Origin of the sequence: Limnobacter sp. (genome assembly GCF_036405155.1) — a bacterium.
Lineage (GTDB): Bacteria > Pseudomonadota > Gammaproteobacteria > Burkholderiales > Burkholderiaceae_B > Limnobacter.
This window is the reverse complement of sequence record NZ_DASWYD010000006.1, coordinates 443263-469953: the sequence shown is the minus strand read 5'-3', so window position 1 is coordinate 469953 and position 26691 is coordinate 443263. Positions and strand designations below refer to the sequence as shown.

General features: G+C 55.0%; 31 protein-coding genes. 27 read left to right on the top strand and 4 right to left on the bottom strand.

What is annotated here, in order from left to right; genetic code table 11:
* Positions 1-7 precede the first annotated feature (7 nt).
* Genes fdh3B through VGE55_RS08500 form a run of 3 tightly spaced genes read left to right on the top strand, consistent with a single transcriptional unit; the run spans position 8 to position 1980 of the window.
* Positions 8-631, top strand: a complete 624-nt coding sequence (fdh3B, locus tag VGE55_RS08510; RefSeq protein WP_331131277.1) for a formate dehydrogenase FDH3 subunit beta — start codon at positions 8-10, stop codon at positions 629-631.
* Positions 628-900 carry a hypothetical protein gene (locus VGE55_RS08505; RefSeq protein ID WP_331131276.1) on the top strand — a complete coding sequence of 91 codons (273 nt, stop codon included), beginning with the start codon at positions 628-630 and terminating at the stop codon, positions 898-900. The genes fdh3B and VGE55_RS08505 overlap by 4 nt, the downstream gene beginning before the upstream one ends.
* A 12-nt stretch (positions 901-912) precedes the next feature.
* On the top strand, positions 913-1980 hold the full coding sequence (locus tag VGE55_RS08500) for a formate dehydrogenase subunit gamma (protein ID WP_331131275.1): 1068 nt from the start codon (positions 913-915) through the stop codon (positions 1978-1980).
* 210 nt (positions 1981-2190) lie between these two features.
* Here the strand turns inward: VGE55_RS08500 and VGE55_RS08495 are convergent, their stop codons facing one another.
* Positions 2191-5025 (bottom strand): Rne/Rng family ribonuclease, encoded by a 2835-nt coding sequence (locus tag VGE55_RS08495; protein ID WP_331131274.1) that lies wholly within the window; start codon positions 5023-5025, stop codon positions 2191-2193.
* A gap of 175 nt (positions 5026-5200) precedes the next feature.
* Positions 5201-5356 carry a hypothetical protein gene (locus tag VGE55_RS08490; RefSeq protein ID WP_331131273.1) on the bottom strand — a complete coding sequence of 52 codons (156 nt, stop codon included), beginning with the start codon at positions 5354-5356 and terminating at the stop codon, positions 5201-5203.
* A gap of 100 nt (positions 5357-5456) precedes the next feature.
* Here VGE55_RS08490 and VGE55_RS08485 point away from each other — a divergent pair, with 100 nt between their 5' ends.
* From VGE55_RS08485 to VGE55_RS08470, 4 genes are read left to right on the top strand one after another with little or no spacing between them, the layout of a single operon-like run.
* The gene (locus VGE55_RS08485) at positions 5457-6464 is read left to right on the top strand and encodes an RluA family pseudouridine synthase (RefSeq protein WP_331131272.1); all 1008 of its coding nucleotides are present in this window, start codon (positions 5457-5459) and stop codon (positions 6462-6464) included.
* Positions 6461-7129: an HAD-IA family hydrolase gene (locus VGE55_RS08480; protein WP_331131271.1), complete on the top strand. Its 669-nt coding sequence runs from the start codon at positions 6461-6463 to the stop codon at positions 7127-7129. Before VGE55_RS08485 ends, VGE55_RS08480 begins: the two co-directional genes overlap by 4 nt.
* Complete coding sequence (locus VGE55_RS08475; RefSeq protein ID WP_331131270.1) at positions 7126-7503, top strand: Rieske (2Fe-2S) protein; 378 nt, start codon at positions 7126-7128, stop codon at positions 7501-7503. The genes VGE55_RS08480 and VGE55_RS08475 overlap by 4 nt, the downstream gene beginning before the upstream one ends.
* A gap of 2 nt (positions 7504-7505) precedes the next feature.
* On the top strand, positions 7506-8465 hold the full coding sequence (locus VGE55_RS08470; protein WP_331131269.1) for a S49 family peptidase: 960 nt from the start codon (positions 7506-7508) through the stop codon (positions 8463-8465).
* Here VGE55_RS08470 and VGE55_RS08465 read toward each other — a convergent pair.
* Positions 8445-9149: an SAM-dependent methyltransferase gene (locus tag VGE55_RS08465; protein WP_331131268.1), complete on the bottom strand. Its 705-nt coding sequence runs from the start codon at positions 9147-9149 to the stop codon at positions 8445-8447. The genes VGE55_RS08470 and VGE55_RS08465 overlap by 21 nt on opposite strands.
* A 1-nt stretch (position 9150) precedes the next feature.
* Positions 9151-9732 carry a Maf family protein gene (locus VGE55_RS08460; RefSeq protein WP_331131267.1) on the bottom strand — a complete coding sequence of 194 codons (582 nt, stop codon included), beginning with the start codon at positions 9730-9732 and terminating at the stop codon, positions 9151-9153.
* Between the two features lie 132 nt (positions 9733-9864).
* Between VGE55_RS08460 and VGE55_RS08455 the strand changes: the two genes are divergently transcribed.
* The 20 genes from VGE55_RS08455 (at position 9865) to acpS (ending at position 26652) form a co-directional block, all read left to right on the top strand.
* On the top strand, positions 9865-10440 hold the full coding sequence (locus tag VGE55_RS08455) for a DUF177 domain-containing protein (protein ID WP_331131266.1): 576 nt from the start codon (positions 9865-9867) through the stop codon (positions 10438-10440).
* A 23-nt stretch (positions 10441-10463) separates the two neighbouring features.
* Positions 10464-10646 (top strand): 50S ribosomal protein L32, encoded by a 183-nt coding sequence (rpmF, locus tag VGE55_RS08450; RefSeq protein ID WP_256763688.1) that lies wholly within the window; start codon positions 10464-10466, stop codon positions 10644-10646.
* A gap of 89 nt (positions 10647-10735) precedes the next feature.
* Positions 10736-11800, top strand: a complete 1065-nt coding sequence (gene plsX / locus VGE55_RS08445) for a phosphate acyltransferase PlsX (RefSeq protein ID WP_331131265.1) — start codon at positions 10736-10738, stop codon at positions 11798-11800.
* A gap of 8 nt (positions 11801-11808) precedes the next feature.
* Positions 11809-12786: a beta-ketoacyl-ACP synthase III gene (locus VGE55_RS08440; protein WP_331131264.1), complete on the top strand. Its 978-nt coding sequence runs from the start codon at positions 11809-11811 to the stop codon at positions 12784-12786.
* Positions 12787-12826: 40 nt separating this feature from the next.
* On the top strand, positions 12827-13771 hold the full coding sequence (fabD, locus tag VGE55_RS08435; RefSeq protein ID WP_331131263.1) for an ACP S-malonyltransferase: 945 nt from the start codon (positions 12827-12829) through the stop codon (positions 13769-13771).
* A gap of 38 nt (positions 13772-13809) precedes the next feature.
* Positions 13810-14562, top strand: a complete 753-nt coding sequence (gene fabG, locus VGE55_RS08430; protein WP_331131262.1) for a 3-oxoacyl-ACP reductase FabG — start codon at positions 13810-13812, stop codon at positions 14560-14562.
* Between the two features lie 81 nt (positions 14563-14643).
* Positions 14644-14883 (top strand): acyl carrier protein, encoded by a 240-nt coding sequence (gene acpP / locus VGE55_RS08425; RefSeq protein ID WP_331131261.1) that lies wholly within the window; start codon positions 14644-14646, stop codon positions 14881-14883.
* An 84-nt stretch (positions 14884-14967) separates the two neighbouring features.
* Positions 14968-16206 carry a beta-ketoacyl-ACP synthase II gene (fabF, locus tag VGE55_RS08420; protein WP_331131260.1) on the top strand — a complete coding sequence of 413 codons (1239 nt, stop codon included), beginning with the start codon at positions 14968-14970 and terminating at the stop codon, positions 16204-16206.
* 12 nt (positions 16207-16218) lie between these two features.
* Complete coding sequence (locus VGE55_RS08415) at positions 16219-16623, top strand: hypothetical protein (RefSeq protein ID WP_331131259.1); 405 nt, start codon at positions 16219-16221, stop codon at positions 16621-16623.
* Positions 16613-17215, top strand: a complete 603-nt coding sequence (rpoE, locus tag VGE55_RS08410; RefSeq protein ID WP_331131258.1) for an RNA polymerase sigma factor RpoE — start codon at positions 16613-16615, stop codon at positions 17213-17215. The genes VGE55_RS08415 and rpoE overlap by 11 nt, the downstream gene beginning before the upstream one ends.
* A 15-nt stretch (positions 17216-17230) precedes the next feature.
* Positions 17231-17884, top strand: a complete 654-nt coding sequence (locus VGE55_RS08405; protein WP_331131257.1) for a sigma-E factor negative regulatory protein — start codon at positions 17231-17233, stop codon at positions 17882-17884.
* A 14-nt stretch (positions 17885-17898) separates the two neighbouring features.
* Positions 17899-18882, top strand: a complete 984-nt coding sequence (locus VGE55_RS08400) for a MucB/RseB C-terminal domain-containing protein (RefSeq protein WP_331131256.1) — start codon at positions 17899-17901, stop codon at positions 18880-18882.
* A gap of 13 nt (positions 18883-18895) precedes the next feature.
* The gene (locus VGE55_RS08395) at positions 18896-20353 is read left to right on the top strand and encodes a DegQ family serine endoprotease (protein WP_331131255.1); all 1458 of its coding nucleotides are present in this window, start codon (positions 18896-18898) and stop codon (positions 20351-20353) included.
* A gap of 118 nt (positions 20354-20471) precedes the next feature.
* On the top strand, positions 20472-22265 hold the full coding sequence (gene lepA / locus VGE55_RS08390; protein WP_331131254.1) for a translation elongation factor 4: 1794 nt from the start codon (positions 20472-20474) through the stop codon (positions 22263-22265).
* A 2-nt stretch (positions 22266-22267) separates the two neighbouring features.
* Positions 22268-23134: a signal peptidase I gene (gene lepB, locus VGE55_RS08385; protein WP_331131253.1), complete on the top strand. Its 867-nt coding sequence runs from the start codon at positions 22268-22270 to the stop codon at positions 23132-23134.
* Positions 23131-23853, top strand: coding sequence for a ribonuclease III (rnc, locus tag VGE55_RS08380; protein WP_331131252.1), 723 nt, complete (start codon positions 23131-23133; stop codon positions 23851-23853). Before lepB ends, rnc begins: the two co-directional genes overlap by 4 nt.
* On the top strand, positions 23854-24750 hold the full coding sequence (gene era / locus VGE55_RS08375; RefSeq protein WP_331131251.1) for a GTPase Era: 897 nt from the start codon (positions 23854-23856) through the stop codon (positions 24748-24750). It begins immediately after the preceding gene.
* 17 nt (positions 24751-24767) lie between these two features.
* Positions 24768-25502, top strand: coding sequence for a DNA repair protein RecO (recO, locus tag VGE55_RS08370; protein ID WP_331131250.1), 735 nt, complete (start codon positions 24768-24770; stop codon positions 25500-25502).
* Positions 25499-26239, top strand: a complete 741-nt coding sequence (locus VGE55_RS08365) for a pyridoxine 5'-phosphate synthase (RefSeq protein ID WP_331131249.1) — start codon at positions 25499-25501, stop codon at positions 26237-26239. The genes recO and VGE55_RS08365 overlap by 4 nt, the downstream gene beginning before the upstream one ends.
* 20 nt (positions 26240-26259) lie before the next feature.
* A complete protein-coding gene (gene acpS, locus VGE55_RS08360; RefSeq protein WP_331131643.1) occupies positions 26260-26652 on the top strand; it encodes a holo-ACP synthase in 393 nt (130 codons plus the stop codon).
* The last annotated feature ends 39 nt before the right edge of the window (positions 26653-26691 follow it).

Genomic DNA, 26691 nt, shown 5'->3' with positions numbered 1-26691 from the left:
ATAACAAATGGCACGAATGAAGTTTTTGTGTGATGCCGAGCGCTGCATTGAGTGCAATGGCTGTGTCACCGCGTGTAAAAACGACAACGAAGTACCTTGGGGCATCAACCGCCGCCGTGTGGTCACCATCAACGATGGTGAGCCTGGCGAGAAGTCGATCTCCGTGGCCTGTATGCACTGCTCAGACGCACCCTGTATGGCGGTGTGTCCGGTGAACTGTTTCTACAAAACCGATGAAGGTGTTGTGTTGCACGACAAAGACCTCTGCATCGGCTGTGGATACTGCTTCTACGCCTGCCCATTCGGCGCACCCCAGTTCCCGCAACAGGGCGCATTTGGTCAGCGCGGCAAAATGGACAAGTGCACCTTCTGTAACGGTGGTCCAGAGGAAGACAATTCCCAGGCCGAGTTTGAGAAGTATGGTCGCAACCGTCTGGCCGAGGGCAAATTGCCGCTGTGCGCGGAAATGTGCTCCACCAAGGCCTTGTTGGCCGGTGACGGCGACATCGTCTCCGACATCTTCCGCAACCGCGTGACTGTGCGTGGCAAGGGTGCCGAGGTGTGGGGCTGGAGCTCTGCTTACGGCAAACCCGAAGCACCAGCAGCAGCGCCCGCCAAGGGAGGTGCATGATGCAGAAAACGCGCAGTGTATTGCTGGCGGGTGTGGCGTTGACCTTGCTGACCACGGCCTGTGGTCGGCTGGAAGACGCCAACGGCGGCAAGGGCTATGCAGGCAAGGCTGACACCCCCGCATTTAGCAGCGGTGGTGGCACCTACAGCACTGGTGAATACAAAGCCGGTGACAAGGAAGGCTGGAAAGAAAGCCTTGCCGTGCGCGCCAAGGGCCAAAACGAGTATTTGCGCACGCCTCCGCGAGACGGTGCAGCGGCCACCAAATAAGGGAGGGCTGACATGATGCATATCAAAGAGTCTCGAGCCAATTGGCTGGGTACTTCGTTGGCGGGTCTGTTGTTGGCGTTCAGCTTGGGCTTTGGCCCAGCGCATGCCGAAGGTGTTCCCGCACAAACGCAGCGCTCGGTTGAGCAGCAGGAAAGGCAGACTCAGCAACCGTTGAACAACGCGCCGGTTTGGCGTGGTGTTTCCTCTGGCGAAACTTTCACCACCGTGACCAAAGGCCGAGAAACCGGCGTGTTGATCAACAAAAGCGGTGAAGTGTGGCGCGAGCTGCGCAACGGCACGATTCTGAAGCTGGGCGGTTGGGCAGTCGCGTTGGTCTTTTTGGCTATCATGGGCGCCTATTTCGTGAAAGGGCCCATCAAATTGCCTGAGCCTCGCACAGGCAAGCTGATTGAGCGCTTTACCTCGGCAGAGCGCTTGGCCCACTGGACCATGGCCTTCAGCTTTGTTGCACTGGCCATCACTGGTTTGTTGATGGCGTTTGGCAAGTATGTGTTGGCACCGGTGTTGGGTTTAACACTCAACTCGTGGCTGGCAAAACTGGCCATCGTCATTCACAACTTTGTAGGCCCCCTGTTTGCTGTCAGCATTGTGGTGTTTTTCATCATGTACGTTCGGGACAACCTGCCCGAGAAGTACGACATGGAGTGGCTGAAGAAGGGCGGAGGCTTGTTGGGTCACGCACCGGCCGGACGCTTCAACATGGGTGAAAAAATCTGGTTTTGGGGCGGAGTAACCGTGTTGGGTGTGTTGGTTTCGGCCACTGGACTCATCATGGACTTTCCCAACTTCGACCAGACCCGTTTGTTGATGCAACAAAGCCATGTGCTGCACGCCAGTGCGGCGCTGCTGTTCATCGTGATGTCCATGGGTCACATTTACATCGGTTCAATCGGAATGGAAGGTGCCCTGGAAGCCATGCGTGATGGCTATGTGGATGAAACTTGGGCCAAGGCGCACCACGACGCTTGGTACGAGGACATCAAGGCAGGCCGAGTATCCGCCGTTCGTTCCAAAGAAGGTGCTGCCGCACTGGGAGCTCAAGCGTTGAGCTCGAACTGAGTTTTGTCTTGACGGGTTGACCATTCGCACCGGTCAGCCCCCAGGGCGTTTCCTTGAACCCTCCCTTGCGGAGGGTTTTTTTATTGGGCCACGACAATGGCGTTGGCCCATATCCATAAAAAAGCCCCACCGTCCACCAGCAGTGGAGGGCAGGGCTTTAAATGGTTGCAAAGGCGATGTTGATACGCCTTCGCGCCATGCATGCAGGGCTTAGCTTCGACGATATTCTGGTTTGGTTTCAACCAAAATCAACTCACCATGGTGTGTTGGTTCCACGGGCTTTCGAACCCGTGGAGTACGCACAGGCGCCGGTGTGTTGGCAAGTTCCGCTTGAACCACACTCCACTTTTCACGGTCTGTTTCCACCCACAACATGCCGGCAGAATCCACCAGCGAATTGAGTGCTTCGCGTGTAAACAGAATTTGCGCAGGGGCCTGCTGTGCAATCGGTTGTGCAATGGCGTTGCCGACCGGTGCTTCTGCCTCTGCCACTGCCACTGCTTCCTGCGCCGCAGGGGTTTCCACCGGTACCGAAGCAGCCGATGTGGGCACCTCTGAATCGCTTGTCACATCCGCAGCAATTTGTTCAGTGGTCAATTCCAGTTCGGGTTGTTCACTGTCGTTTGTTGCCTCATCAGTGCCCTCGGTCTGGCCTTCGCCTTGACGACCACCACGGCGCCGGCGACGGCGACGGCGTTGACCGTCTTGCCCGGCTCCTTCCTCAACGCCCTGTTCCCCGTAACTCATGGACTGAACAATCTTGTTGGCGAGTTCTTCTTCGCTGGCCGCTGAGTCCGATTGGCTGGCAGATGCGTCAGCACTGCTAACCAAGGCTGCCGAATCATCGTTCATCCCATCCGCGACTGAATTGACTGTGCCTTCAGTATCTCCGGCACCCCGGCCACCCCGCCCACGGCGACGGCGGCGACGGCCTCCTTGACGATCCGAGTTTTCAGCATCGTCATCCGAGGCAACAGCCAAGCCTGGCAGGCGCTCTTCGGCGGCCTGCTGTGGCATCGCTTCCGAACGAGCGTCGCTTGGACGTTCATCGCGATTGCGTTGACGGCCGCCGCGATTGCCTTGGCGTCCACCGTTGTCCGTCGAGGTTTGAGTGTCTGTTGCTTCGCCTGCAGCAGCCGCTTGTCCTTCACCTCGAGCGGCTCTGGATTGCTCTCCATCACGCCCACCGCGGCGATTGCGATCACCACCGCGTCCACCTTGGTTCCGGTTGCGATCCCCATCGCGACCTTGACGGCGGTCGCCACCACGGCCCTTGGGCTTTTCAGCAGCGGCTTGTTCAATCACCACGGCTGGCACTTCTACCGTGCTGGGGCGCTTGAACCAGGCAATGATGCGCTGAAGCAAACCCGGTGTGGCTGTTGGTGCTTTGGCCACAGCCAGTTCGGTTTTTGGTTTGCGCTCGGTGTGGGCCGGTGCCGGCTGTGTCGGAATCACGCCTTTGATAACAGCTTCCTGACGTTTAACCGCCTCGCCTTCCACTTTCTTGTCGTAATAGCTTTGCTCTGGTTTGGCGGCAGCCAGCTCAAAACTGTTGCGTGGATCATCCAGACGCTCATCGTCATGACGCAGACGCGTCACTTCATAGTGCGGTGTTTCCAGGTGCTTGTTCGGAATCAGCAGAATGTTCACCTTCAGGCGAGCTTCCAATTTGTAAATTTCCGAGCGTTTTTCATTCAGCAGGAATGTGGCCACGTCCACCGGCACCTGAGTGTGCACGCTGGCTGTGCCTTCCTTCATGGCCTCTTCCTGAATAATGCGCAGCACGTGCAGTGCTGAGCTTTCAGTGTCGCGAATCACTCCGGTGCCGTTGCAACGTGGGCAGGTGGTGTGTGAACCTTCGTTCAGGGCAGGGCGAATGCGCTGGCGTGAAAGCTCCATCAAGCCGAAACGGCTGATCTTGCCCATTTGCACGCGTGCCCGGTCAAAATGCAGGCTGTCCTTGACCTTCTGCTCTACCTCTTTCTGGTTGCTGGCCTTTTCCATGTCGATGAAGTCGATCACGATCAGGCCGCCAAGGTCCCGCAGGCGCAACTGGCGCGCAGCCTCTTCAGCAGCTTCCAGGTTGGTCCGGAATGCGGTGTCTTCAATGTCTGAGCCGCGTGTTGCGCGGGCGGAGTTCACGTCGATCGACACCAGGGCTTCGGTGTGGTCAATCACAATGGCGCCGCCAGAGGGCAGGGGCACCATGCGGCTGTAGGCCGTTTCGATTTGATGTTCAATCTGGAAACGAGAGAACAGGGGAATGTCATCCCGGTAACGTTTCACCAGGTTCATCATGTCGGGCATGACATGCTGCATGAACTGCTTGGCCTGCTCGTAAATTTCGTCGGTGTCGATGAGCACTTCGCCAATGTCCGGGCTGAAGTAGTCACGAATGGCACGAATCACCAGGCTGCTTTCCTGATAAATCAGGAAAGCACCGTTGGCGGATTTGCCAGCGCTGTCAATGGCTGTCCACAGTTGCAGCAAATAGTTCAAGTCCCACTGCAGCTCTTCAACGGAACGCCCAATGCCCGCTGTGCGCGCAATAATGCTCATGCCCTTGGGGTATTCAAGTCGGTCAAGGGCCTCACGCAGTTCTTGGCGCTCTTCACCTTCGATTCGGCGGGAAACACCGCCTCCGCGTGGATTGTTCGGCATCAAAACCAGATAACGGCCGGCCAGAGAGATGAACGTGGTCAGGGCTGCGCCCTTGTTGCCGCGTTCTTCTTTTTCAACCTGAACGAACAGTTCCTGACCTTCTTTGATGACGTCCTGAATGCGGGCTTTGCCAGCATCAACGCCTTCTTTGAAGTACTGGCGGGAAATTTCCTTGAAAGGCAGAAAACCGTGGCGGTCTTCGCCGTAATTGACAAAACAAGCTTCCAGACTGGGTTCAACCCGGGTCACAACACCTTTGTAGATGTTGCTTTTGCGTTGTTCCTTGCCTGCTGTTTCAATGTCGATGTCGATCAGCTTTTGACCATCGACAATCGCAACACGCAACTCTTCAGCGTGAGTTGCGTTAAATAACATGCGCTTCATGCACACTCCCTATGCACCGTGGTGCAGTAAGTGACAACGAAGCAAGCGTGGAAAGCGGGAATTGATGACGCGTTTTAACAGAGGACATGCACAATGGCCTCTCCACCTAAACAGTGGGAAAGCCATCTACCAAACTATTGATTTGTAATAAAAAGTTGGTTCATTTACACCTGGTTCAGGCGAGGTCGCGTCGTACTGTTTTAGCCCAGCGCTGTGTGTTGATTTGCGCTGGTGCGTTAAATTCTGCTTTCAGTTGGCGGGCCCAATGGCCACACGCCACTTGCTCAATCGTCGTTGTCGCCTTCCAGGGTTGGCGACTCACCCGTTTCATTTAAATCGCCCAAAGGTCAATGTCGGCGTACAAAAGCCAATCTGCCCAAGCGATAATTCGGATTATATGCTGAATGCAAGCACTTGGTACATAAAAAGAAGTGAACTCACCTGAAAAGCCCAATCCGGATCGCGCTGTATTGATCAAAATTGATGAGCGCCATCACGACCAGCGACTGGACAATTTCCTTGCTGCCATCTGTAAAGGTGTTCCGAAAACCCATATTTTCAGAATCATCCGGTCGGGGGAAGTGCGGATCAATAAAAAACGGGCTGAGGCAAAAACCCGTGTTTATTCGGGCGATGAAGTGCGGGTACCACCCATAGAAACAACAAACAATCAATTACTTGAAATCAATTCTTCACAAGAAGCTTTTAATAAAAAATCGGCTGCTCAACTGGGGCAATCCATTCCGGTGTTGTTTGAGGATGATGGGTTGTTGGTCGTCAACAAGCCATCTGGTTTGGCTGTTCACGGTGGGTCGGGTCATTCCCAGGGGCTTATTGAATGTTTGCGTGCACTTAGAGCCGATACTCATATTGATTTGGAATTGGTTCATCGAATCGACCGAGAAACCTCAGGTGTGTTGGTTGTTTCAAAAAAACGCAGCGTGTTGAGACGCTTACAAGAACAACTTCGACAACGGTCTTGGAAAAAATACTACCTGGCCCTTGTGAAGGGCGCTTGGCCTTCGAACCTGCATCAGGTTGATTTGCCGCTGTTGAAAACCCAGGCATCTGAAAAAGAGGCCCGGGTGTTTGTAAGCTCAGAGGGTGACCATGCACTTACAAAGTTCAAGGTTATTCAACGCTTTAAATCCAATATTGGTGAATTTACTTTAATTCAAGCCAATATTTTGACGGGCCGTACGCATCAAATCCGTGTTCACACCAGTGCAAGTGGCTATCCCATCGTGGGGGACGACCGTTACGGTGATTTCGAACTCAACAAAATACTGGCCAAATCGGGTTTGAAGCGCATGTTTTTGCACGCCGCGCGGTTGGGTCTAATCCACCCCGGCACAAATGAACCTATAGTACTGGAGGCGCCGTTGGCCCCTGAGCTTGAGCGCTTTCTCCATTCTTTGCAGGCAGTTCCTAAATCATGACTTTCAAGATGGTCGTCTTCGACTGGGATGGAACCATACTCGATTCCACCGGCGCAATTACACGGGCCATTCGCCACGCTTGCACCGAGGCTGGCCTTCCCGATCCTGGGGCTGAAATTGCGTCCTACGTGATCGGCCTGGGGCTAACAGATGCGCTGCGCCATGCTGCGCCGGGCGCCAGCGACGAACAGGTGGCCAAGTTGGTCAACAGCTATCGTGAGCACTACCTGAGCAATGACCATGAACTTGAATTGTTCTCGGGTGCCATTCCCTTGCTCAAGGCGCTCAATGAATTGGGTGTGATTTGCACGGTTGCCACTGGCAAAAGCCGTCAGGGATTGAACCGCGCGATGGCGCATTCGGACACGGGGCGTTATTTCATGGGTTCGCGCTGCGCGGACGAATGCCACAGCAAGCCCCATCCACAGATGCTGCTTGAACTGCTGGCCGAGTTCGATTTGGAGCCCGAGCAAGCGCTGATGGTGGGCGACACCACGCACGATCTGAACATGGCCCAGGCCGCCGGTGTTAAAGCGGTATCGGTGCAGACCGGCGCACATCCGCCCAGTTTGTTAAACCAAGTGCCTCATTACAAATCATTTTTGTCGATCAACGAGATGTCTCCTTGGTTGATCGACCACATTCAGCAAGCCAGGACAGCATGACCCGTATTCGCGTGTGTTCTTCGGATGCCATTCAGGAAGGCGGTATCGGATACCGTTTCAAGGTTCACTACAATGGTGAAGAAACCAGCGCCTTCGTTGTTCGCGTCGACAACGAAGTTCGAAGTTTCCTCAACCGCTGCAGCCACGTGCCGGTGGAAATGGACTGGAACTATGGCGAGTTTCTCGACGATTCGGGTCGAATCATCGTCTGCGCCACCCATGGGGCCAGCTACGATGCGACAGATGGCAACTGTCTGGGTGGCCCGTGTTTGGGTAACCCACTGGTCCGCCTGAACGTCAGCGAACAGGGCGGTGAGGTATTCTGGCAACCTTCCGACACCATCACAGTACCGCCAGAAGGCATTGAGGATTAACCATGAGTGACAACAATACGCCCGGATGGGAGCGTAAGCTGCTTGAGAAGCTGGCCTCAGAGTCCCTGCTGGAGCAGCGCCGCAAACGCCGTTGGGGCATCTTTTTCAAATTCGTCGGTGTGATTTATGTGGGTGTGCTCATTGCCACGTTTCTCGGGCTGACAGCCCCCAAAAGCCTTGAGGTGACCAAGCACACCGCTTTGGTGGAATTGAATGGCGTGATTGCCAGCGACACCCTGGCCAGCGCAGACCGCATCAATTCCAGCTTGCGGGCGGCTTTTGAGAATGCCGATTCCGTGGGGGTTGTGCTTCGGATCAACAGCCCGGGTGGAAGTCCGGTTCAGGCTGGGTTGATTTACGATGAAATCAAACGCTTGAGGGCGAAATACCCCAACAAACCCCTGTACGCCATGGTTGAAGAAATGTGTGCCTCTGGGGGTTACTACGTGGCAGCAGCGGCAGACAAAATTTATGTGGACAAAGCCAGCCTGGTGGGCTCCATTGGCGTCATCATGAATGGCTTTGGCTTTACGGAAACCATGAAAAAGCTGGGGGTTGAACGGCGACTCATCACAGCCGGTGAAAACAAGGCGTTTTTGGATCCGTTCAGTGAGCCCAACGCTTACCAGACTGAATTCGCCAAGCAAATGGCCGCTGAAATCCATGAGCAGTTCATCAAAGCCGTCAAAGATGGGCGTGGCGATCGCTTGAAGCCCAATCCTGAATTGTTTTCTGGCCTGATTTGGACCGGGGCCAGTGCCATTCAGCTCGGCCTTGCCGACCAGCTGGGTTCACTGGACAGTGTGGCGCGGGATGAATTGAAGGCGGAAGACATTCTGGATTACACCGAGCAAGAGTCCATTGCTGAACGTTTTGCCAAGCGGGTTGGTGTTGAGTTTGGCGCAGCCCTTCGAAGTGTCGTTCCGCAGGCCGCCTCGGCCTCATGGCTCAGCTTTCGCTAACCAAGCGAACATGCAGGGAAATTTGCCGGGAGAGGGCGCCTGCCTTCTCCAGTCGGCAACCTGTTTGGTAACGATTCGGGCCTCTGCACCGGTCAGGTCCCAGGCCACACACAAGCGTGTGGTTGGACTCAGCACCTTCAGCAGTGCTTCAATCAAACGCTCATTTCTGAATGGTGTCTCAATCGCCAGCTGTGTACAGGCCTGGCTTTTGGAGGTTTTTTCTGTCGTTGCAATCCAGGCGTCTCTAGCGCTGGCGTCCACTGGCGGGTAGCCATGGAATGTAAACCGCTGTCCGTTTAGGCCGCTGCCCATCAGGGTCATCACAATTGAGCTGGGCCCCACCAAGGGGTGAACGGGGCAATTCAAGTCGTGAGCCAACTGAACCAGTTCGGCGCCAGGGTCTGCAACTGCGGGGCAGCCAGCATCGCTCATCAGTCCAATCGGGGCTTCCGGACTGGCTTGGTTCAGCAAACGGACGCGTTCGGTTTTGTCCAGCGTGGCCAGTTCAAGCAAGGTCAATTGCCGAATGGGTTTTTCCATGCCCAACAGCGCCAGGGCAGCGCGTGCCGGTTTGGCGTTTTCGACCACCCAGGTCGATATGCCTCTCACCAAAGGCAGGTCGGCTTGAAGCAGCGGCAGCGAGGGCGTTTTTTGGCTGAGTGGGCTGGGGACAAGAAGCAGCATGTCATGGAAGCGTTAGGTTAAACCGTCGAAGCGTGGCGGCCAGTTCAATCAGCGGCAAACCAATAATTGAGGTGGGGTCGGTGGACTCGATGCGCTTCAACAGCGTGATTCCCAAGCCCTCGCTTTTTGCCGAGCCAGCGCAGTCGTAGGGTTTCTCGGCCAACAAGTACCGCTCGATTTCGTCTGCGTTCAATTCACGAAACTCCACCGTGGTGGGCACCACAAACACTTCGCACTGCCCAGTGTTTTGGCGTGCAACGCACACAGCGCTGTGAAACACAATGCGCTGACCGCTCATGGCAGCCAGTTGCTTTTGGGCATTTTCATGGTTGCCCGGTTTGCTGATGGCAACACCGTTGACGTCGGCAACCTGATCTGAGCCAATCACGATGCTGTCCGGGTTGAGCCGTGCCACAGCCAGGGCTTTTTCGCGAGCAAGCCGCATGCAGGTTTCGATTGGCGTTTCATGGGGGAGCACGGACTCGTCGATGTCCGGGCTCAATACACGAAACGGATATCGCAGTCGGACAAGCAGTTCGTGCCGGTACTTGGAGCCGGAAGCCAGGATCAGGTCAGGGTTCATGGATTCGTGTCGCTTGAGTGACGGATTTTGCGGAAAGTGAATGCGTATTGTGTGGGTTGTGATGTCGGCTTTTCTTTGACAGCCCCGTCCTTTCAGGGTATTATCGCGCGTTTTCTTGCTTTTCTGATCTGCATGCGGCCCAAAGCCAACCAAAAAGATCTGCTCTCGCTGGACGCTTGGTCCTTCTGTAAAACGGGCGGGCACTTTGAAAGCAAGGACATCACCCTGGAATTTCCTCGCCTGGCTGGAGACGACCATCTTCTGCGTTGCGCTGTGCATTCTTGGGATGTTCGCGGTCGCGTCAACGCAAAGTCCGAGTGCGTGGTCACGCTGACCGGCAGTTTCAGTGGTTGGTTCTCTTGTGTGGTGTGTGAGCAAGCTGTTGAGCAGAAGCTCGAGTTTGAGAGAAACCTGATTCTAAAAACCTCAGAATCCGAGGCTGATGCCTACGACGACGAGTCACTGGATGAAATCACAGACGTGGTTGCCTGTGCAGGTGATGTAAACTTGCGGGATTGGCTGGAAGACGAAATTTTGTTGGCATGCCCGATGTTTTCAAGGCATGCCAGCTGCGAGGGGAACACCTCGCCCGAATTGAGCAGTTACAAGCAGCGCGCTTCACGGGATGACACTGCCGTGGAGCAGGAGCGCGATGTACAGCGTCCCTTTGCGAACCTGGGCGATTTGCTCAAGGGCCGCAAGCAATAACCTTTTTACACTGGAGTTTTAACATGGCCGTTCAACAGAACAAAAAATCACCGTCCAAGCGCGGCATGCACCGCTCTCACCAAAACCTGACAGCGCCAACTCTGTCTGCCGATTCTGCATCTGGTGAAACCCACCTGCGTCACCACATCAGCCCAAACGGCATGTATCGTGGTAAAAAGGTTGTGAAGACAAAAGCCGACGAATAAACCGGTTTAATTGCGCAGTACACTGGCCAGCCAACCACAACAACAAGGCAACCGCAGTCTGTTGCCACAACAGAATAGGGCTCTCACAGATGGTTCGCATTGCGATTGATTGCATGGGTGGTGATCACGGTCTGACAACGACCATCCCCGCCTGTTTGCGTTTTTTGAAGCAGTACGATGATGTGGAGTTGATTCTGGTTGGCCGGCAAGCGGAGGTAGAAGGTGCCCTCTTGAAAAAGAAGGCGCTGGAGCATCCCCGCATCACCATTCGCCACGCCAGCGAGGTGGTGGCCATGGATGAGCCACCTGCGCAGGCCCTGCGCAACAAAAAAGACTCATCCATCCGCGTCTGCGCCAATTTGGTGAAAGACGAACTGGCCGCTGCGTTTGTGAGTGCTGGTAACACTGGCGCGCTCATGGCCATTTCCCGCTTTGTTCTCAAAACGCTCGACAGCATTGACCGCCCTGCGATTGCGTCTGCATTGCCCAACCAAAAAGGCAAAGGCACGCTGATGCTCGATTTGGGTGCGAATGTGGATTGCTCGCCCGAACATTTGTTTCAGTTTGCGGTCATGGGTTCGGCCTTCGTCAAAGGCACGGAAGGCATTGATCGCCCCACCGTGGGTCTGTTGAACATTGGCGAAGAAGTGATCAAGGGCAATGATGTCGTCAAGAAAGCGGCTGAGTTGCTGCGAGCCAGTGAATTGAATTTCTACGGCAACGTGGAAGGCAATAACATATACGAAGGCACCACCGATGTCGTGGTGTGCGATGGTTTTGTGGGCAACGTGGCCCTGAAAACCTCAGAAGGTCTGGCGCGCATGCTGGGCGATGTAATCAAGACAGAGTTCAAGAAAGGCCTCTGGCCCAAAATTGCTGCGGTTGTGGCCGCGCCAGTTCTGCTTCGCTTCAAAAAACGGATGGACCACCGCCGATACAATGGAGCAGCGCTGCTTGGGTTGAAAGGGATTGTGATCAAGAGCCACGGCTCAGCAGATGCTTACGCATTTTTCCATGCCATCAAGCGCGCCTACGACGCAGCAAATTCCAATTTGCTGGAGAGCATTCGCGTTACCATGGCGCACTATGTGCCCGCTGCACCCGCAGATGCACCTGTGGAAGCCCTTGCTGAAACCGGGGCCAAACCAGAATAAGAGATTGAATGCCTCAGCACAGCTCAATACTTGGCACGGGTTCCTACCTGCCAAGGCGAGCCGTCAGCAATCAGGAACTCACTGATTTTTTGGCGGCCAAGGGCGTTGAAACCAGCGCCGATTGGATCCAGACCCGAACGGGTATTCTTCAGCGACATTTCGCCGAAGGCGATGAAACCAACACCTTCATGGCCTCCGCTGCTGCAAAGCAAGCGCTGGCCAAAGCCGGTGTGGATGCCCAGTCGGTCGACCTGATTATTCTTGCCACCTCAACCCCTGATCAAATCTTCCCGTCCACGGCCTGTGGCGTTCAGGCCGCGCTGGGCGCTCACAAGGCCATGGCCTTTGACATTCAAGCCGTGTGTAGCGGGTTTGTTTACGCGCTCACCGTGGCCGACTCGATGATTCGCTCCGGACAAGTGCGCAACGCACTGGTCATCGGCTCGGAGGTGTTTAGCCGATTGATGGACTGGATGGACCGCACCACCTGTGTGTTGTTTGGTGATGGGGCCGGTGCCGCATTTCTACAGGCTTCCGATGAACCGGGTGTGCTGGGTTGCCAGTTGCACGCTGATGGCACTTTGGGATGCATTTTGAATGCCGATGGGCGCATCGAAAATGGCCGTATTGTCGGCGACCCTTTCTTGCGCATGGATGGTCAGGCTGTGTTCAAGCAGGCGGTGTCTGTGCTGGGCAGCAGTGCCCTGGCCTTGTTTGAATCACTGAATTTCGAATTGGACCAGCTGGATTTCCTGGTGCCTCACCAAGCCAATGTGCGCATATTGCATGCGGTTGCCCGCAAATTGAAACTGCCTGAGTCCCGCGTGGTGGTCACCGTTGGGCAGCATGGAAACACATCGGCTGCATCGGTGCCCCTGGCACTGGACCTCGCCATGTCGAGTGGCATGATAAAAAAGGGCCACAATGTGCTGTTGCAAGGTGTGGGTGGTGGTTTTACATGGGGCAGTGTGCTTGTTCGCATGTAGAATAGCGCCAAATTAAAAATTAGATGATTTCCTCAAAAGCATGACTAGCAAAATTGCCTTTCTGTTTCCCGGCCAGGGTTCGCAGAGCGTGGGAATGTTGAACGGATTCAAGTCCAGCCCCAACACCGCCGCCCTGAGCCAACAGCTGCTCGACCGTGCAAACAAGGCGTTGGGCGAAAACATCGACGCCTTGATTGCTGAAGGTCCGGCAGACGCGTTGAATTTAACCGTGAACACACAACCCGCCATGTTGCTGGCCGACGTGCTGGTATTTGAAGCGTGGAAAGCCGCGGGAGGACCCTTGCCGGCCATGGTGGCTGGCCACTCCTTGGGCGAATACGCTGCATTGGTGGCAGCTGGCGTTATTGCGCTGGAAGATGGTTTGCAAACCGTGCGTGTGCGTGCCAAGGCCATGCAAGAGGCTGTGCCGGTCGGGCAGGGTGGCATGGCGGCCGTTTTGGGGTTGACTGACGACCAAGTGCGCCAGGCCTGCGAAGCTGGTAGCGTGAACGGCGAAATCGCTGAGGCCGTTAACTTCAACGCACCCAGCCAAGTGGTGATTGCGGGCAGCGCTGCAGGTGTTAAAGCCGCCTGTGAAGCAGCCAAAGCACTGGGCGCCAAACGAGCCCTTGAATTACCCGTGTCTGCACCGTTCCATTCCTCCTTGATGAAGCCAGCGTCTGCGGCGCTTGCGGCACACCTGTCCACCGTTCAGTTTCAGTCACCCCAAGTGCCCGTATTCAACAACATTGATGTGGCTGTTGAAACGGAGCCCAAGCGCATTGCGGATGCCTTGGTTCGACAGGCGTATGGCCCGGTTCGCTGGGTTGAGACCATCGTGGCCATGGAAAAAGCTGGCGCAACCCTGTTTGTGGAATGCGGTCCAGGCAAGGTGCTGTCGGGCTTGGTCAAGCGCATATCCGAGGTGCCGGTCGTCAACGTGAACGATCCGGATAGCCTGGCGGCCGCATTGGCAACGCTCTGACGTTCATCACTCAACCCCCCTGCTGGAGATTTCATTCAATGAATTCGTTTGATTTGACAGGCAAAGTGGCCTTGGTGACCGGCGCCAGTCGTGGTATTGGCCGAGAAATCGCGATGGCCTTGGGCAATGCCGGTGCAGCCGTGGTGGGTACGGCCACTTCTGAGGCGGGTGCGGAGGGTATTTCTGCTGTGTTCAACGAGGCGGGAATTCGAGGCTTTGGGGCCGTACTGAACGTCACAGAGCCAGCTGGGTTTGAGCCTTTGTTTGAGCGCATCGCCAATGAACTCGGGCCATTGGCCATTTTGGTCAACAACGCTGGTATTACAAGAGACCAATTGGCCATGCGCATGAAGGATGAAGATTGGGATGCCGTGATTGCGACCAATTTGTCGTCCAATTTCAAATTGGCCAAGCTGGCCATGAAACCCATGATGAAACAGCGCACCGGGCGTATCATCAACATCACGTCGGTGGTGGGAACTGCCGGAAACCCAGGCCAGGCCAACTACGCAGCCGCCAAGGCAGGCGTGACGGGAATGACAAAAGCGCTGGCGCGTGAGTTGGGTAGCCGCAATATCACGGTAAACTGTGTGGCGCCCGGATTTATACAGACTGACATGACTGATGCCCTGTCTGAAACACAGGTGGATCAGTTGAAGCAACAAATTCCGTTGGGGCGACTGGGGCAGGTTCAGGACATTGCTGCGGCAGTGCTTTACCTGGCCAGCGACCAGGCGGGATATGTAACTGGCACCACTTTGCATGTCAATGGCGGCATGTGGATGGGCTAATGGCTCGGCAATCGACTATGATCTGTCACATTGCTTTGCTAGACTCTTTCGATTTTTATTTAAACCCACGGAGGCTCCGTAATGGAAAACATTGAACAGCGCGTTAAGAAGATTGTGGCCGAACAGCTCGGCGTCAAAGAAGAGGAAATCAAAAACGAATCCTCTTTTGTAGATGATCTCGGCGCTGATTCCTTGGACACAGTGGAACTGGTGATGGCGCTCGAAGAAGAATTTGAAACAGAAATTCCCGACGAAGAAGCTGAAAAAATCACCACTGTTCAGCAAGCCATTGATTACGTCAAAGGCAATTCCAAGGGCTAATGGCGCTTGGGTCATGCAGGCAAACCCGGCCCCTGGTGTGGGTCGGGCTGCTGCATTTGAACCGTTAGATTCACGGGAGGGCTTGTGAGCCGCAGACGCGTTGTTGTGACTGGATTGGGCATCGTAAGCCCTGTTGGCAATTCGGTGACTGAAGCCTGGAGCAATCTGATCGAAGGTCGCTCGGGTATTTCGACCATCACAAAATTCGACACCGAATCGCTGGGTGTAAAAATTGCCGGCGAGGTCAAAGGTTTCGATGTGGCAGAGTACATCCCAGGCAAAGAAGCCGCGAGGATGGACACATTCATCCACTTTGGACTCGCAGCCGCCATCCAGGCATTCAAGGATTCCGGAATTGAGGTGAACGAACAAAATGCAGAGCGCATGGGCGTCAGCATTGGTTCGGGTATCGGTGGTCTTCCCATGATCGAGGAAACCCACACCGACCTCATCAACAAGGGCTTTCGCCGCATTTCCCCGTTTTTTGTGCCGGGCAGCATCATCAACATGATCTCCGGGCACATGTCCATCATGTATGGACTGAAAGGTCCCAACATCGCCATGGTCACGGCCTGTACCACCGGAACCCATTCCATTGGCGAAGCAGCCCGCATCATCGAATACGGGGATGCCGATGTCATGGTGGCCGGTGGCGCTGAGTCCACCGTCTCACCGCTGGGCATTGGCGGCTTTGCAGCCATGCGTGCCTTGTCCACGCGGAATGATGACCCGGCAGCTGCAAGCCGCCCTTGGGACAAAGACCGCGATGGTTTTGTGTTGGGCGAAGGTGCAGGGGTACTCGTTCTTGAAGAATATGAGCACGCCAAACGCCGTGGCGCCCGCATATATTGCGAGGTGGTCGGGTACGGCATGAGTGCGGATGCCAGCCACATGACAGCACCGTGCGCCGATGGTGACGGCGCCGCCCGTTGTATGGCAGCTGCACTTCGCAATGCGCGCATGAATGCGTCGGATGTGCATTATCTGAATGCCCACGGCACGTCGACCCCGCTCGGCGATGTGGCTGAGACCATGGCCGTGAAGCGTGCTCTGGGCGATCACGCTTACAAAACGGTGGTGAACTCCACCAAAAGCATGACTGGCCATCTGTTGGGTGCAGCGGGTGGTATCGAAGCAGTGTTCACGGCCCTGGCTGTGCACCATCAGGTGTCACCGCCCACCATCAACCTTCATGAAGCTGGTGAGGGGTGTGATCTTGACTATTGCGCCAATACAGCGCGTGATCTCAATATTCAATTGGCCCTGTCCAACTCTTTCGGTTTTGGCGGAACCAATGGCACTTTGGCCGTTGCCAGAATTTGATGCGGGGCTGAATTGCATTCATTGGGCTCCGGGAACCCGGCACTGCATGCGGAGTTGACTGGTCGGCTGTGGTCGCTTCGTCGTGCAGGTCGGCCCTGCCGCCTAACCCTGAGCACATTCACTGAGTCGATGGATGAGGGTGCTGCGCGTCCGTTGAGTGGGTATGTTGCTTATTTAAGCTTCAAAGAGGACGCCCATCAACACAGCTTTGCGTGTGTTGAGCAGGCTTGGCACCTGGGTCGGTTTGCGCTGATCAAGTTGCGTGTTTCATCCGCCACCCAAAGCAGTCGCCGAGATGCGGTGACTGTATTGCTCACTGGTAAAGCGACTGACATGGCCGCTTGTCGGCGTTGGTTGAACGGCCTTCGGGTCTATCCAGGTTTGCAATTCCAGCAAGGGTCCCGGCATGTCCACTGAACGTGACGAGGACTATCTGATCGTCCAGCGCGTGCAAGCGGGCGATAAAAAGGCATTCAATCTGCTGGTGTCCAAATATCACCGACGGGTCGGTCGTCTCCTCACGCGCATGGTCAAAAACCCCGAAGACATCGAGGAAGTCGTTCAAGAAACCTTCATCAAGGCCTACCGAGCCATTGGCAATTTTCGTGGCGAAAGTGCTTTCTACACCTGGGTTTATCGAATTGCCATCAACACCGCCAAGAACCTGCTGGTGAACCAGGGCAAGCGTCCCACCACCCTCAAAGAGGTGGGTGATGAGGACAGTGAAACTTTTGAAGACAATGCCGCTCTTAGTAACATTGACACGCCCGAGTCGCTGTTTCAGACGAAACAAATTGGGGAGGCGGTCAATGAAGCCATGGCTGCATTGCCGGAAGAACTGCGGGCAGCCATTGTGATGCGTGAAATTGACGGCTTGAGTTACGAAGAAATAGCGCAGGCCATGGATTGCCCGATTGGGACGGTGAGATCGCGCATTTTTAGGGCGCGGGAAGCTGTGGCGGCAAAAATCAAGCCGCTGCTGGAGCCCACGGGTGGCAAGCGTTGGTAAATGGACGAATGAAACATGGCGCACACTGAACAGTTGTCGGCACTCATGGATGGTGAGTTGGACGAGCAATCCCTGGGGGCGGTACTTCGCAGCCTGGACGATGAGGCGTTGGAAGATTGGCATTTATTGTGTGCCGTGGGCGATGTCATGCGGTCCTCTGAATTGTCGGCGCACCATTCCCCGGTTTTTTTGAAGCGGTTTGAATCCGCCTTGGCCGAGGAGGCAACCGTGTTGGCCCCGGCAGCATCGGCCCATTGGTCCAAACGCGTGGTCCAGCGCCTGTCCCGCACCGGCTCAACCCGCAGAATGGCTGCGAGTGCCGCTGCTGTGGCCGTGTTTTCATTGGCCATGTACCAAGCCGTTCCTCCGCTGGAACGCAGTGTTCAAATGGTTCGCACCATACCCGTTCAAACTGTGTCGGACCAAGACCTTGCGCTTTGGCAAGAATACTTCATGGCCCACCAGCAAAACAGCCTGCGCAGTGGTCTGTCGGGTGTTTCGCCCATCGCACGGGTGGATGCCGATCGACCACAGCTCAATACCGTGAGCCAGATGAATGTGGGCACACCAGACGGGCTTGGTTGGATGAATGTGTGGCAACCCAGTGACGATGGTGTTGCGGTGGATTCGTCATCGGTCCGATTCAACTACGTGTCTGCAGGTCGATGAGGCGTTTCGTCCCCATGCAACCCATGCGGTACCCTCGATTTTTATTGTGCGCGGTGCTTCTGTTGGTCGGACTGCATGCACAATCCAGTCGGGCCGACAACAGCCGCGAGCTGTGGTCTTTGCTCGACAACAGTCACGAACAGGCCAAGGCTTTGAGTTATTCGGGCTTGTTGCTGACACAATCCGGTGACTACACCCAAGCCAGCAAGCTGCTGCATCAAAGCGGTCAGGGCGGTGAATTTGAGGTGCTGGAACGTTTGGATGGCCCCTCGGCGAAGTGGATTCGGCACAACGAAGATATTCAATGTGTTTTGCCAGAAAAAAAGCTGATCCTCTCGGAAAAACGCCAAACATCCGTGGCTTTCCCGCGCTTGTTGTCCAATCCGGATGGCACCTCCATGTTGGTCAAGCTGTACGACATTCGGGAGATGTCTGCCAAGCGTGTTGCCGGGCGTTCCGTGCGAGTCATTCAACTCACCCCAAAGGATGATTTGAGGTACGGCTACCGGTTTTATCTGGACCGGCTGCGCAACTTATTGCTTCGTTCCGAGCTTTTTTCCCACAAAGGCGAGGTGCTTGAGCATGTGGGCTTCACCGAAATCAGTTTTGATGCGGAAGCGGCTGTGAAGCCGGAAATGCCGCAGGCAGGTCCAGGCTGGAAAGTGGCCGCCACCGAAATCCGGGTGATGAGGGAGGGCGAGCTACCCTACAACCTGCCGGACATCTTTGTCGGATTCAAGCGGTCTGACACCTTGTGCCGCATCAAGGGCAAAGAATCGCAAATCCATCAAACCTTGTACACCGACGGCCTTTCCAGTGTGTCGGTGTTTATACAAAAGGCCAATGACGGCCATTCCATGCCGCAGGCACCCATCAGCCACGGCGCTGTCATGTCAAGGTCTGAGGTTCAGGGCCAATACCTGGTCACCGTGCTGGGTGAAGTTCCTGAAAAAACACTGGGTCTTTTTCTGAAATCCGTTCGATGGAAGTCTCAATAACAAGGACGTCAACATGAGATCGAATACACAACATGCACTGCAGGCTTGGTGGGCACAAGCATTGGCAGTTTTGGCCCTGATTTTGACTGTGGGCACCCTTCAACCCGCCCATGCTGCAGCCAAAGATCTGCCGGACTTTTCGGATCTTGTCGAGAAGGTGGGGCCTGCCGTGGTGAACATTCGCACGACCCAAAAGGTCAGCCAGGTTCAGCAAAATGCAATGCCCAATTTCCCAGGATTGGATCCCAGCGATCCGTTCTATGAGTTTTTCAAGCGCTTCATGCCCCCCATGCAGCCACAGCAACCTCAGGCGCCTCGCGGCAAGTCTGAGCGTGAGGTTCCGGCAGGTGTGGGCTCAGGGTTTGTGATTGATTCCGATGGCTACATTTTGACCAATCACCATGTGGTTGATGGGGCAGAGTCCATCATCGTGACGTTTCCGGACAAGCGCGAATTCAAGGGCAAGGTGATCGGTTCAGACCAGCGCACCGACGTGGCTTTGGTCAAGATCGAAGGCAAAGGTTTCCCCGCCTTGAAAATTGGTGATGTGAACAAGGCCAAAGTGGGGCAATGGGTGGTTGCCATTGGTTCCCCGTTCGGCCTGGACAACTCAGTGACTGCTGGCATTATCAGTGCCAAAGGGCGCGACACAGGTGAATACCTGCCATTCATTCAAACCGACGTGGCGGTAAACCCGGGCAACTCCGGTGGACCACTGCTCAACCTGGACGGCGAGGTGGTTGGCATCAACAGCCAGATTTACAGCCGCACCGGTGGATTCATGGGCATTTCGTTTGCCATTCCCATCGATGAAGCCATGCGGGTGGTGAAGCAACTCCGCGAAACTGGCAAAGTCAGTCGGGGGCGAATCGGAGTGGGCATTGGTGAAGTCGATAAAGATGTTGCCAAGGCATTGGGATTGAACACGACCCAAGGCGCATTGGTGGGCTCTGTTACCAAAGACAGTCCCGCAGACAAAGCTGGGGTGGTTGCGGGCGACATCATCCTGAAATTTGACGGCCGCAAGGTGGACAAGGCCTCTGATTTGCCTCGCATCGTCGGCGAAACGAAACCAGGCTCCAGGGTGAACATGACCCTGTGGCGCAAAGGGGCCGAGAAAACCGTGCAAATCACCGTGGGTGAGTTTGAAAACGAAAAAACAGCCAAAGCCTCCACGCCCAAAAAAGTTGAACCGACCCAGGCTGACCGCTTTGGGATGGCTGTGAGCGATGCAACGGACGCTGAACGGAAGGCCCTAGGCTTTGCTGGCGGTGTTGTGGTGCGCGCCGTGGAAGGTGCCGCCGCCGATGCCGGCATTGCTGTGGGTGATGTCATTCTCCAGGTGGGTCGCCAAGACATCAGTTCGGCCAAGCAATTTGCCGAGGTGGTGAAGAGCGTGGCCAAAGGTCAGACCGTGCCCGTGTTGGTCCGCAGGGGTGAAAATTCATTCTTTGTGGTACTGACACCCTAAACGGTGCCTTTGTCGGGTTGGGCCCTGCAAACTGCGTGTTATTCAGGGCCCGATCAGGTAAAATGACAAGTTACCGAATTTACCTGGGGGCAACGTTGCCCCCTTTTTAATGATGCAGATGCAGCACATACGCAATTTTTCGATCATTGCCCACATTGACCACGGGAAATCCACGCTGGCCGATCGCCTCATTCAGCGTTGCGGGGGCTTGAGCGACCGTGAAATGGACGAGCAAGTGCTGGATTCCATGGACATTGAGCGCGAGCGCGGTATTACCATCAAAGCGCAGACGGCAGCACTGACCTACAAGGCCAAGGACGGCAATACCTACCTTCTGAACTTGATCGACACCCCAGGGCATGTGGACTTTTCCTATGAAGTCAGCCGTTCGCTGTCGGCTTGCGAAGGTGCTTTGCTGGTGGTGGATGCTTCTCAAGGTGTGGAAGCCCAAACTGTGGCCAACTGCTACACGGCACTGGACCTGGGCGTGGAAGTGTTGCCCGTCTTGAACAAGATGGATTTGCCGCAAGCTGATCCGGAGACCGCCAAAACCGAGATTGAAGACGTGATTGGCATTGATGCAGCCGACGCAGTGCCCATTTCTGCCAAAACGGGCATGGGCATTGAGGATGTGCTGGAATTGGTGGTCAACAAGATTCCGCCCGCCCGGGGTTCACGCGATGCCCCATTGCAAGCCCTGATCATTGACAGTTGGTTCGACAACTATGTTGGCGTGGTGATGTTGGTCCGTGTGGTGAACGGTGTGTTAAACCGCAAGGACAAAATTCGGCTGATGGCCACCAACTCGACGCACATGGTGGAAGACCTCGGTGTGTTTACACCGAAGTCGGTTGCCCGCGATAGCTTGTCAGCTGGCGAGGTGGGTTACATCAACGCAGGCATCAAGGAATTGGCCAGTGCCAAGGTTGGCGATACGGTGACCTTGGCGGCCCAACCCGCACCGGCGCCGTTGCCCGGCTTCAAAGAGGTGCAGTCCCAAGTGTTCGCGGGCTTGTTCCCGGTGGAAGCCAATCAATATGAGGCGCTTCGCGAGGCACTGGACAAATTGAAGCTCAACGATGCAGCGCTGAACTACGAACCTGAGGTATCGCAGGCGCTGGGTTTTGGTTTCCGTTGCGGCTTTTTGGGCATGTTGCACATGGACATTGTGCAAGAGCGCCTCGAGCGGGAATTTGACATGGACCTGATCACCACCGCACCCACGGTGGTGTACGAGGTGGTGCAGCGGGATGGTTTGGTGGTGCGGGTCGACAACCCCTCCAAAATGCCTGACTTGAGCAAACTGCAGGAAATTCGCGAGCCAATTGTAACGGTCAACCTCTTGATGCCACAGGAGTACGTGGGCGCTGTTATGACCCTGTGCCAGCAGCGTCGTGGTGTACAGACCAACATGGTTTACCACGGTCGCCAGGTGCGGATTACGTTCGAGATGCCGATGGCCGAGATCGTGCTGGACTTCTTTGACAAGCTCAAATCGACCTCACGTGGCTATGCCTCCATGGACTATGCATTCAAGGAGTACCGGGCTGCTGACATTGTGAAAGTGGACATGCTGATCAACGGCGAGAAAGTCGATGCATTGTCCATCATGGTTCACCGTGCCAATTCTCAATTCAGGGGTAGGGCGGTGGCCCAGAAGATGCGGGAAATCATTTCCCGACAGATGTTCGATGTGGCCATTCAAGCGGCCATTGGTGCCAACATCATCGCCCGCGAAACCGTGAAAGCCTTGCGCAAAAACGTGTTGGCCAAGTGTTATGGCGGCGACATCAGCCGCAAGAAAAAGCTGCTGGAAAAGCAGAAAGCCGGTAAAAAACGCATGAAACAAGTCGGCAACGTTGAAATTCCCCAGGAAGCGTTTCTGGCCATTCTTCAAGTGGAAGACAAATAACAATGAATTTCTCGGTCATCCTGTTTGTATTGGTTCTGTTTACCGGCTTTTTTTACATGCTGGATTTGTTGGTGTTCAAGCCCAAACGGCGGTTTGCCGCCCAGCAGGCATTGGCCTCAGCTGGTCAGTCCGCTCAGTTGGACCCTGCCACTGAACGCAAGCTGCGTCATCAATTGATGAAACAACCCATTTGGCTGGAATACAGTGCCAGCTTTTTCCCAGTGATTTTGTTTGTTTTTCTGCTGCGTTCATTTGTGGTGGAGCCGTTCAAAATCCCGTCGGGTTCCATGATTCCCACCCTGTTGATCGGCGATCTGATTCTGGTGAACAAGTTCACCTATGGCATTCGCTTGCCGATCATTGACAAAAAAATTGTGCCGCTGTCCGATCCCAAGCGGGGTGATGTGGTGGTATTCCGGTACCCAATGGACCCCTCGCTGGATTACATCAAGCGTGTGGTGGGCATTGGCGGTGACGTGATTGAGTACAAAAACAAAAAGTTGACCATCAATGGTGTGCCCCAAGCCCAGACAGCGATGGACAAGTTTTATGACCCCAACACCTTCAGTTATTCGCTCCAGTTCAAAGAAAACCTGGCTGGCAAAGAGCACCGAATTCTGAATGATGAAGAGGCACCTGTTTACGTGGTGGGTGCCCAGAATTTCCCCAACCGTGAAAACTGCCAGTACGATGTCAATGGCTTCCGTTGTGTGGTCCCCAAAGGCCAGTATTTCATGATGGGTGACAATCGAGACAACTCCAGCGACAGCCGCATTTGGGGCTTTGTGCAAGACAAGCAAATTGTCGGCAAGGCCTTTTTGGTGTGGATGAACTTCAATGATTTCTCCCGGATCGGCTTTTTCCGTTGATTGACCCGAGTGCCCGCACTGTGAAGCCTGGGTTGACCGAGTTGCAGCAGGCCTTGGGACATGTTTTTTCCAACATGGGCTTGCTGACCCAAGCCCTCACACACCGAAGCCATTCCACGGCGCACTACGAGCGTTTGGAGTTTTTGGGGGACAGTGTGCTGAATTGTGCTGCCTCCATGCTGTTGATTGAACGGTTTCCAGACATCGATGAGGGGCGCCTTTCGCGCATCCGTTCGCACCTGGTAAAGCAGGACTGCCTGGCCAAAATCGGTCGCGAACTTCGCTTGGATGCGCTGATGTACCTGGGTGCGGGCGAACTGAAAAGTGGCCGTGAAATCAAGGAAAGTATATTGGCAGACTCGGTAGAAGCATTGTTTGGTGCAGTACTTCTGGATGCTGGGTTTGATCAAGCCAAAGCAGCTGTGTTTCGGCTTCTGGCCCCGGTGCTGGACAGCACGCCCGAGGATAGCCTGGGGAAGGACGCAAAAACCCGCTTGCAAGAACAGCTACAAGCACAGAAACTGAAATTGCCGCTGTACACCGTGCTGGTTGAGGGTGGTACCAGCACCTCGCCTGCCTTTGAGGTGGAGTGCGTGGTTGAAGAGTTGAACCTAACGGCCCGTGGCATGGGCAACTCCAGACGTTTGGCTGAACAGGAAGCTGCGGGGCATTTGCTGGCGAAAATCGTTCAGCAATCCAAATTGAAAGGTGGTGTGTAAATGGAATTGAGCCGTTGTGGTGTGATCGCCGTGGTGGGCCGTCCCAACGTGGGCAAATCAACCCTGATGAATGCTTTGGTTCAGGAACACCTGTCCATTACCTCATCGAAACCCCAAACCACGCGTCATCGTGTGTTGGGCGTTGTCACTGAAACAGTGAAGGGCACGCCGACCCAATTCATTTTTGTGGACACGCCGGGCTTTCAGACCAAACATTCAAACGCCCTGAACAAAACCATGAACCGTGCGGTGATGACAGCGCTTGCCGATGTGCATGCTGTGCTGTGGGTGGTGGAGCAGGGCAAACTGACACCAGCGGATACCCGTGTGCTTGAGTTGTGCCCCAAAGAAGTCCCCCTGATTGCTGTCGTGAACAAGGTTGACCTGCTGAAAGACAAGGCCATGGTCTTGCCTTTTCTGCAAAAAGTGGCCGCTTTAAGAGACTTTGCTGCCGTGGTGCCACTCAGCGCCGAGTCGGAGTTAAACCTCGTAGCACTGAAAGAGGCGATTTCAGGTGTGCTGCCCGAGCAGGAGTTTTTCTACGACGAAGACATGCTCACAGACCGCCCGGAAAAATTTTTGGCTGCGGAACGCATTCGCGAAAAATTGTTTCGCTTGGTGGGTGATGAACTGCCGTACACCTGCACCGTGGTCATCGACCGGTTTGTGATCGAAGAGGGGCGGCGGATGATCCACGCATCCATTCTGGTTGATCGTGCATCCCACAAGGCCATGATCATTGGCAAAGGTGGCGAAAAGCTAAAGCGAATTGCCTCTGAAGCCCGACAGGACATGGAACGCTTGTTCGACGGGTCCGTCCACCTGGAAACCTGGGTTAAAGTTCGGGGTGGTTGGGCTGACAATGCGTCGGTGTTGCAAACCCTGGGTTACGACTAGACTGCTTTGGCACATCCATGAACAGGACCAGTTCGGTATCAGACACCGCCTTTGTCTTGCACGCAGTGCCTTACAAAGAAACCAGTCTGATTGTGGAGCTTTTTTGCCGCGAAGCAGGGCGGCTGCCTGTGGTTGCCAAAGGTGCCAAAAGGCCCCATTCCGGCTTGCGCGCCGTGCTGGTGAGCTTTCAGCCGGTGCATGTTCGGTTCAGTGGCCGTTCGGAAGTTAAAACCTTGATGTCCGCCGAGTGGGCTGGTGGGCTGTTGGCACCCACAGACAAAGCGCTGTTCTCGGCGTATTACTTGAACGAATTGCTGATGCGCGGATTGGGGCGCGAGGATGCTCATCCTGAGTTGTTTGACAGCTACGCGCTGGCTTTGGCGGCGTTGGCGGATGGTGAAGACATGACGGTGGTGGTGAGGCGATTTGAAATAGAGTTGCTTCAAGCATTGGGTTATGGACTCACGCTGGACCATGATGCAGAGGGTGCCGCCATCCAAGCAGATTCAGTCTATGTGTGGTTGAATGAGGTGGGCTGGGCTAACTCTGATGGGTTAGGTGTCATGCCCAGCGATGATTTGGGCGTTGATGTGGGTGTGCCAGGACAAGTCCTTATTGATTTGAATGCGGGTTTGCTGACTCGCTCTGCAGCCAGCGCACTTAAAATGGTGACTCGAAAAATGTTAACGGCCCATGTGGCACCCAATGGCGTGTTGTCCAGGGCTTGGATGGAGCAATTGATTAAAGCATGATTGAACTGGGTGTCAATATAGACCACGTGGCCACCATCCGGCAGGCCCGTCGAGGTGTGGAACCAGATCCGCTTCAGGCCGCCTTGCTGGCTGAGGAATATGGTGCAGATGCGATCACCGTCCATGTCCGGGAAGACCGCCGACACATGCAGGATGCCGATGTGAAGCGCATTCGCCCACAATTGACCACGCGCATGAATTTTGAATGTGCTGTTGTGGAAGAAATGATCCGCTTGGTGGAGGCGGTAGGGCCGCAAGATGTTTGTTTTGTGCCCGAGCGTCGCGAAGAGGTCACCACCGAAGGTGGTTTGGACGTTGTCGGCGGGCTGCACATGATTGCCCCGGCGATTGCCCGGCTAAAAGCACAGGGCATGCGGATTTCATTGTTTATTGACCCCAACCGTGAACAAATTGAGGCTGCATTGACTGCCGGCGCTGATGCTGTTGAACTGCACACAGGGCGCTATGCCCATGCCCACGGCGAGTCGCTTGCTGCTGAAATTGAACGCATACGCGATGCAGCCAATTTTGGTGCAGCGGAGGGCTTGCGCGTGAATGCCGGCCATGGTTTGAATTACCAGAATGTGCAGGCGATTGCCGCCATTGAGACCATTGCAGAGCTGAACATTGGCCACAGCATTGTGGCCAACGCTGTATTCATGGGGTGGGAAAAAGCCATCAAAACCATGAAGGCGCTGATGATTGAAGCACGCATGGGTGCGTTGAGGCCCCGTTGAACATGGACATTCCTGGCTTGGTGGGCATCGGCTGCGATTTGGTTGAAACAAACCGGATCGAGACCTCCATTCAATCGCTGGGGGATCCATTCATTCGAAGGGTACTAACACCCACTGAATTCAACGAATATGTAGTAAGGAGCAGCAAGTCTCGTCAAAGGGGTGTATTGTTTGTCGCCTCCCGCTTTGCTGCAAAAGAGGCGTTGTCAAAAGCGTTGGGCACCGGGATTGGAGAGCGATTGTCGTTTCAGGATGTCTCGGTGGTGAACCGTGACAGCGGAAAGCCAACGTTTGAGTTCTCAAACACTTGGTTGAATAAGCCGGAGAACAGTCGATTGCACGCAGAGCTGTCGATTACGGATGTTGATCACCTGGCCATGGCGATGGTGGTGGTGGTTCGCAGTGCGCTGTAAATTTGCAAGATGTATTGAACTAAACACGAATAAGGAATA

Excerpts from the sequence above, each read along its gene's own strand:
- rpmF (WP_256763688.1), top strand. The coding sequence starts at position 10,464 with ATGGCCGTTCAACAGAACAAAAAATCACCGTCCAAGCGCGGCATGCAC.
- fabD (WP_331131263.1), top strand. The coding sequence starts at position 12,827 with ATGACTAGCAAAATTGCCTTTCTGTTTCCCGGCCAGGGTTCGCAGAGC.
- lepA (WP_331131254.1), top strand. The coding sequence starts at position 20,472 with ATGCAGCACATACGCAATTTTTCGATCATTGCCCACATTGACCACGGG.
- era (WP_331131251.1), top strand. The coding sequence starts at position 23,854 with ATGGAATTGAGCCGTTGTGGTGTGATCGCCGTGGTGGGCCGTCCCAAC.
- recO (WP_331131250.1), top strand. The coding sequence starts at position 24,768 with ATGAACAGGACCAGTTCGGTATCAGACACCGCCTTTGTCTTGCACGCA.
- VGE55_RS08505 (WP_331131276.1), top strand. The coding sequence starts at position 628 with ATGATGCAGAAAACGCGCAGTGTATTGCTGGCGGGTGTGGCGTTGACC.
- rpoE (WP_331131258.1), top strand. The coding sequence starts at position 16,613 with ATGTCCACTGAACGTGACGAGGACTATCTGATCGTCCAGCGCGTGCAA.
- VGE55_RS08400 (WP_331131256.1), top strand. The coding sequence starts at position 17,899 with ATGCAACCCATGCGGTACCCTCGATTTTTATTGTGCGCGGTGCTTCTG.
- VGE55_RS08455 (WP_331131266.1), top strand. The coding sequence starts at position 9,865 with ATGCGGCCCAAAGCCAACCAAAAAGATCTGCTCTCGCTGGACGCTTGG.
- VGE55_RS08475 (WP_331131270.1), top strand. The coding sequence starts at position 7,126 with ATGACCCGTATTCGCGTGTGTTCTTCGGATGCCATTCAGGAAGGCGGT.
- fabG (WP_331131262.1), top strand. The coding sequence starts at position 13,810 with ATGAATTCGTTTGATTTGACAGGCAAAGTGGCCTTGGTGACCGGCGCC.
- VGE55_RS08495 (WP_331131274.1), bottom strand. The coding sequence starts at position 5,025 with ATGAAGCGCATGTTATTTAACGCAACTCACGCTGAAGAGTTGCGTGTT.
- VGE55_RS08365 (WP_331131249.1), top strand. The coding sequence starts at position 25,499 with ATGATTGAACTGGGTGTCAATATAGACCACGTGGCCACCATCCGGCAG.
- acpP (WP_331131261.1), top strand. The coding sequence starts at position 14,644 with ATGGAAAACATTGAACAGCGCGTTAAGAAGATTGTGGCCGAACAGCTC.
- VGE55_RS08395 (WP_331131255.1), top strand. The coding sequence starts at position 18,896 with ATGAGATCGAATACACAACATGCACTGCAGGCTTGGTGGGCACAAGCA.
- lepB (WP_331131253.1), top strand. The coding sequence starts at position 22,268 with ATGAATTTCTCGGTCATCCTGTTTGTATTGGTTCTGTTTACCGGCTTT.
- VGE55_RS08500 (WP_331131275.1), top strand. The coding sequence starts at position 913 with ATGATGCATATCAAAGAGTCTCGAGCCAATTGGCTGGGTACTTCGTTG.
- plsX (WP_331131265.1), top strand. The coding sequence starts at position 10,736 with ATGGTTCGCATTGCGATTGATTGCATGGGTGGTGATCACGGTCTGACA.
- VGE55_RS08470 (WP_331131269.1), top strand. The coding sequence starts at position 7,506 with ATGAGTGACAACAATACGCCCGGATGGGAGCGTAAGCTGCTTGAGAAG.
- VGE55_RS08405 (WP_331131257.1), top strand. The coding sequence starts at position 17,231 with ATGGCGCACACTGAACAGTTGTCGGCACTCATGGATGGTGAGTTGGAC.
- VGE55_RS08440 (WP_331131264.1), top strand. The coding sequence starts at position 11,809 with ATGCCTCAGCACAGCTCAATACTTGGCACGGGTTCCTACCTGCCAAGG.
- VGE55_RS08490 (WP_331131273.1), bottom strand. The coding sequence starts at position 5,356 with ATGAAACGGGTGAGTCGCCAACCCTGGAAGGCGACAACGACGATTGAG.
- VGE55_RS08465 (WP_331131268.1), bottom strand. The coding sequence starts at position 9,149 with ATGCTGCTTCTTGTCCCCAGCCCACTCAGCCAAAAAACGCCCTCGCTG.
- VGE55_RS08480 (WP_331131271.1), top strand. The coding sequence starts at position 6,461 with ATGACTTTCAAGATGGTCGTCTTCGACTGGGATGGAACCATACTCGAT.
- VGE55_RS08460 (WP_331131267.1), bottom strand. The coding sequence starts at position 9,732 with ATGAACCCTGACCTGATCCTGGCTTCCGGCTCCAAGTACCGGCACGAA.
- fdh3B (WP_331131277.1), top strand. The coding sequence starts at position 8 with ATGGCACGAATGAAGTTTTTGTGTGATGCCGAGCGCTGCATTGAGTGC.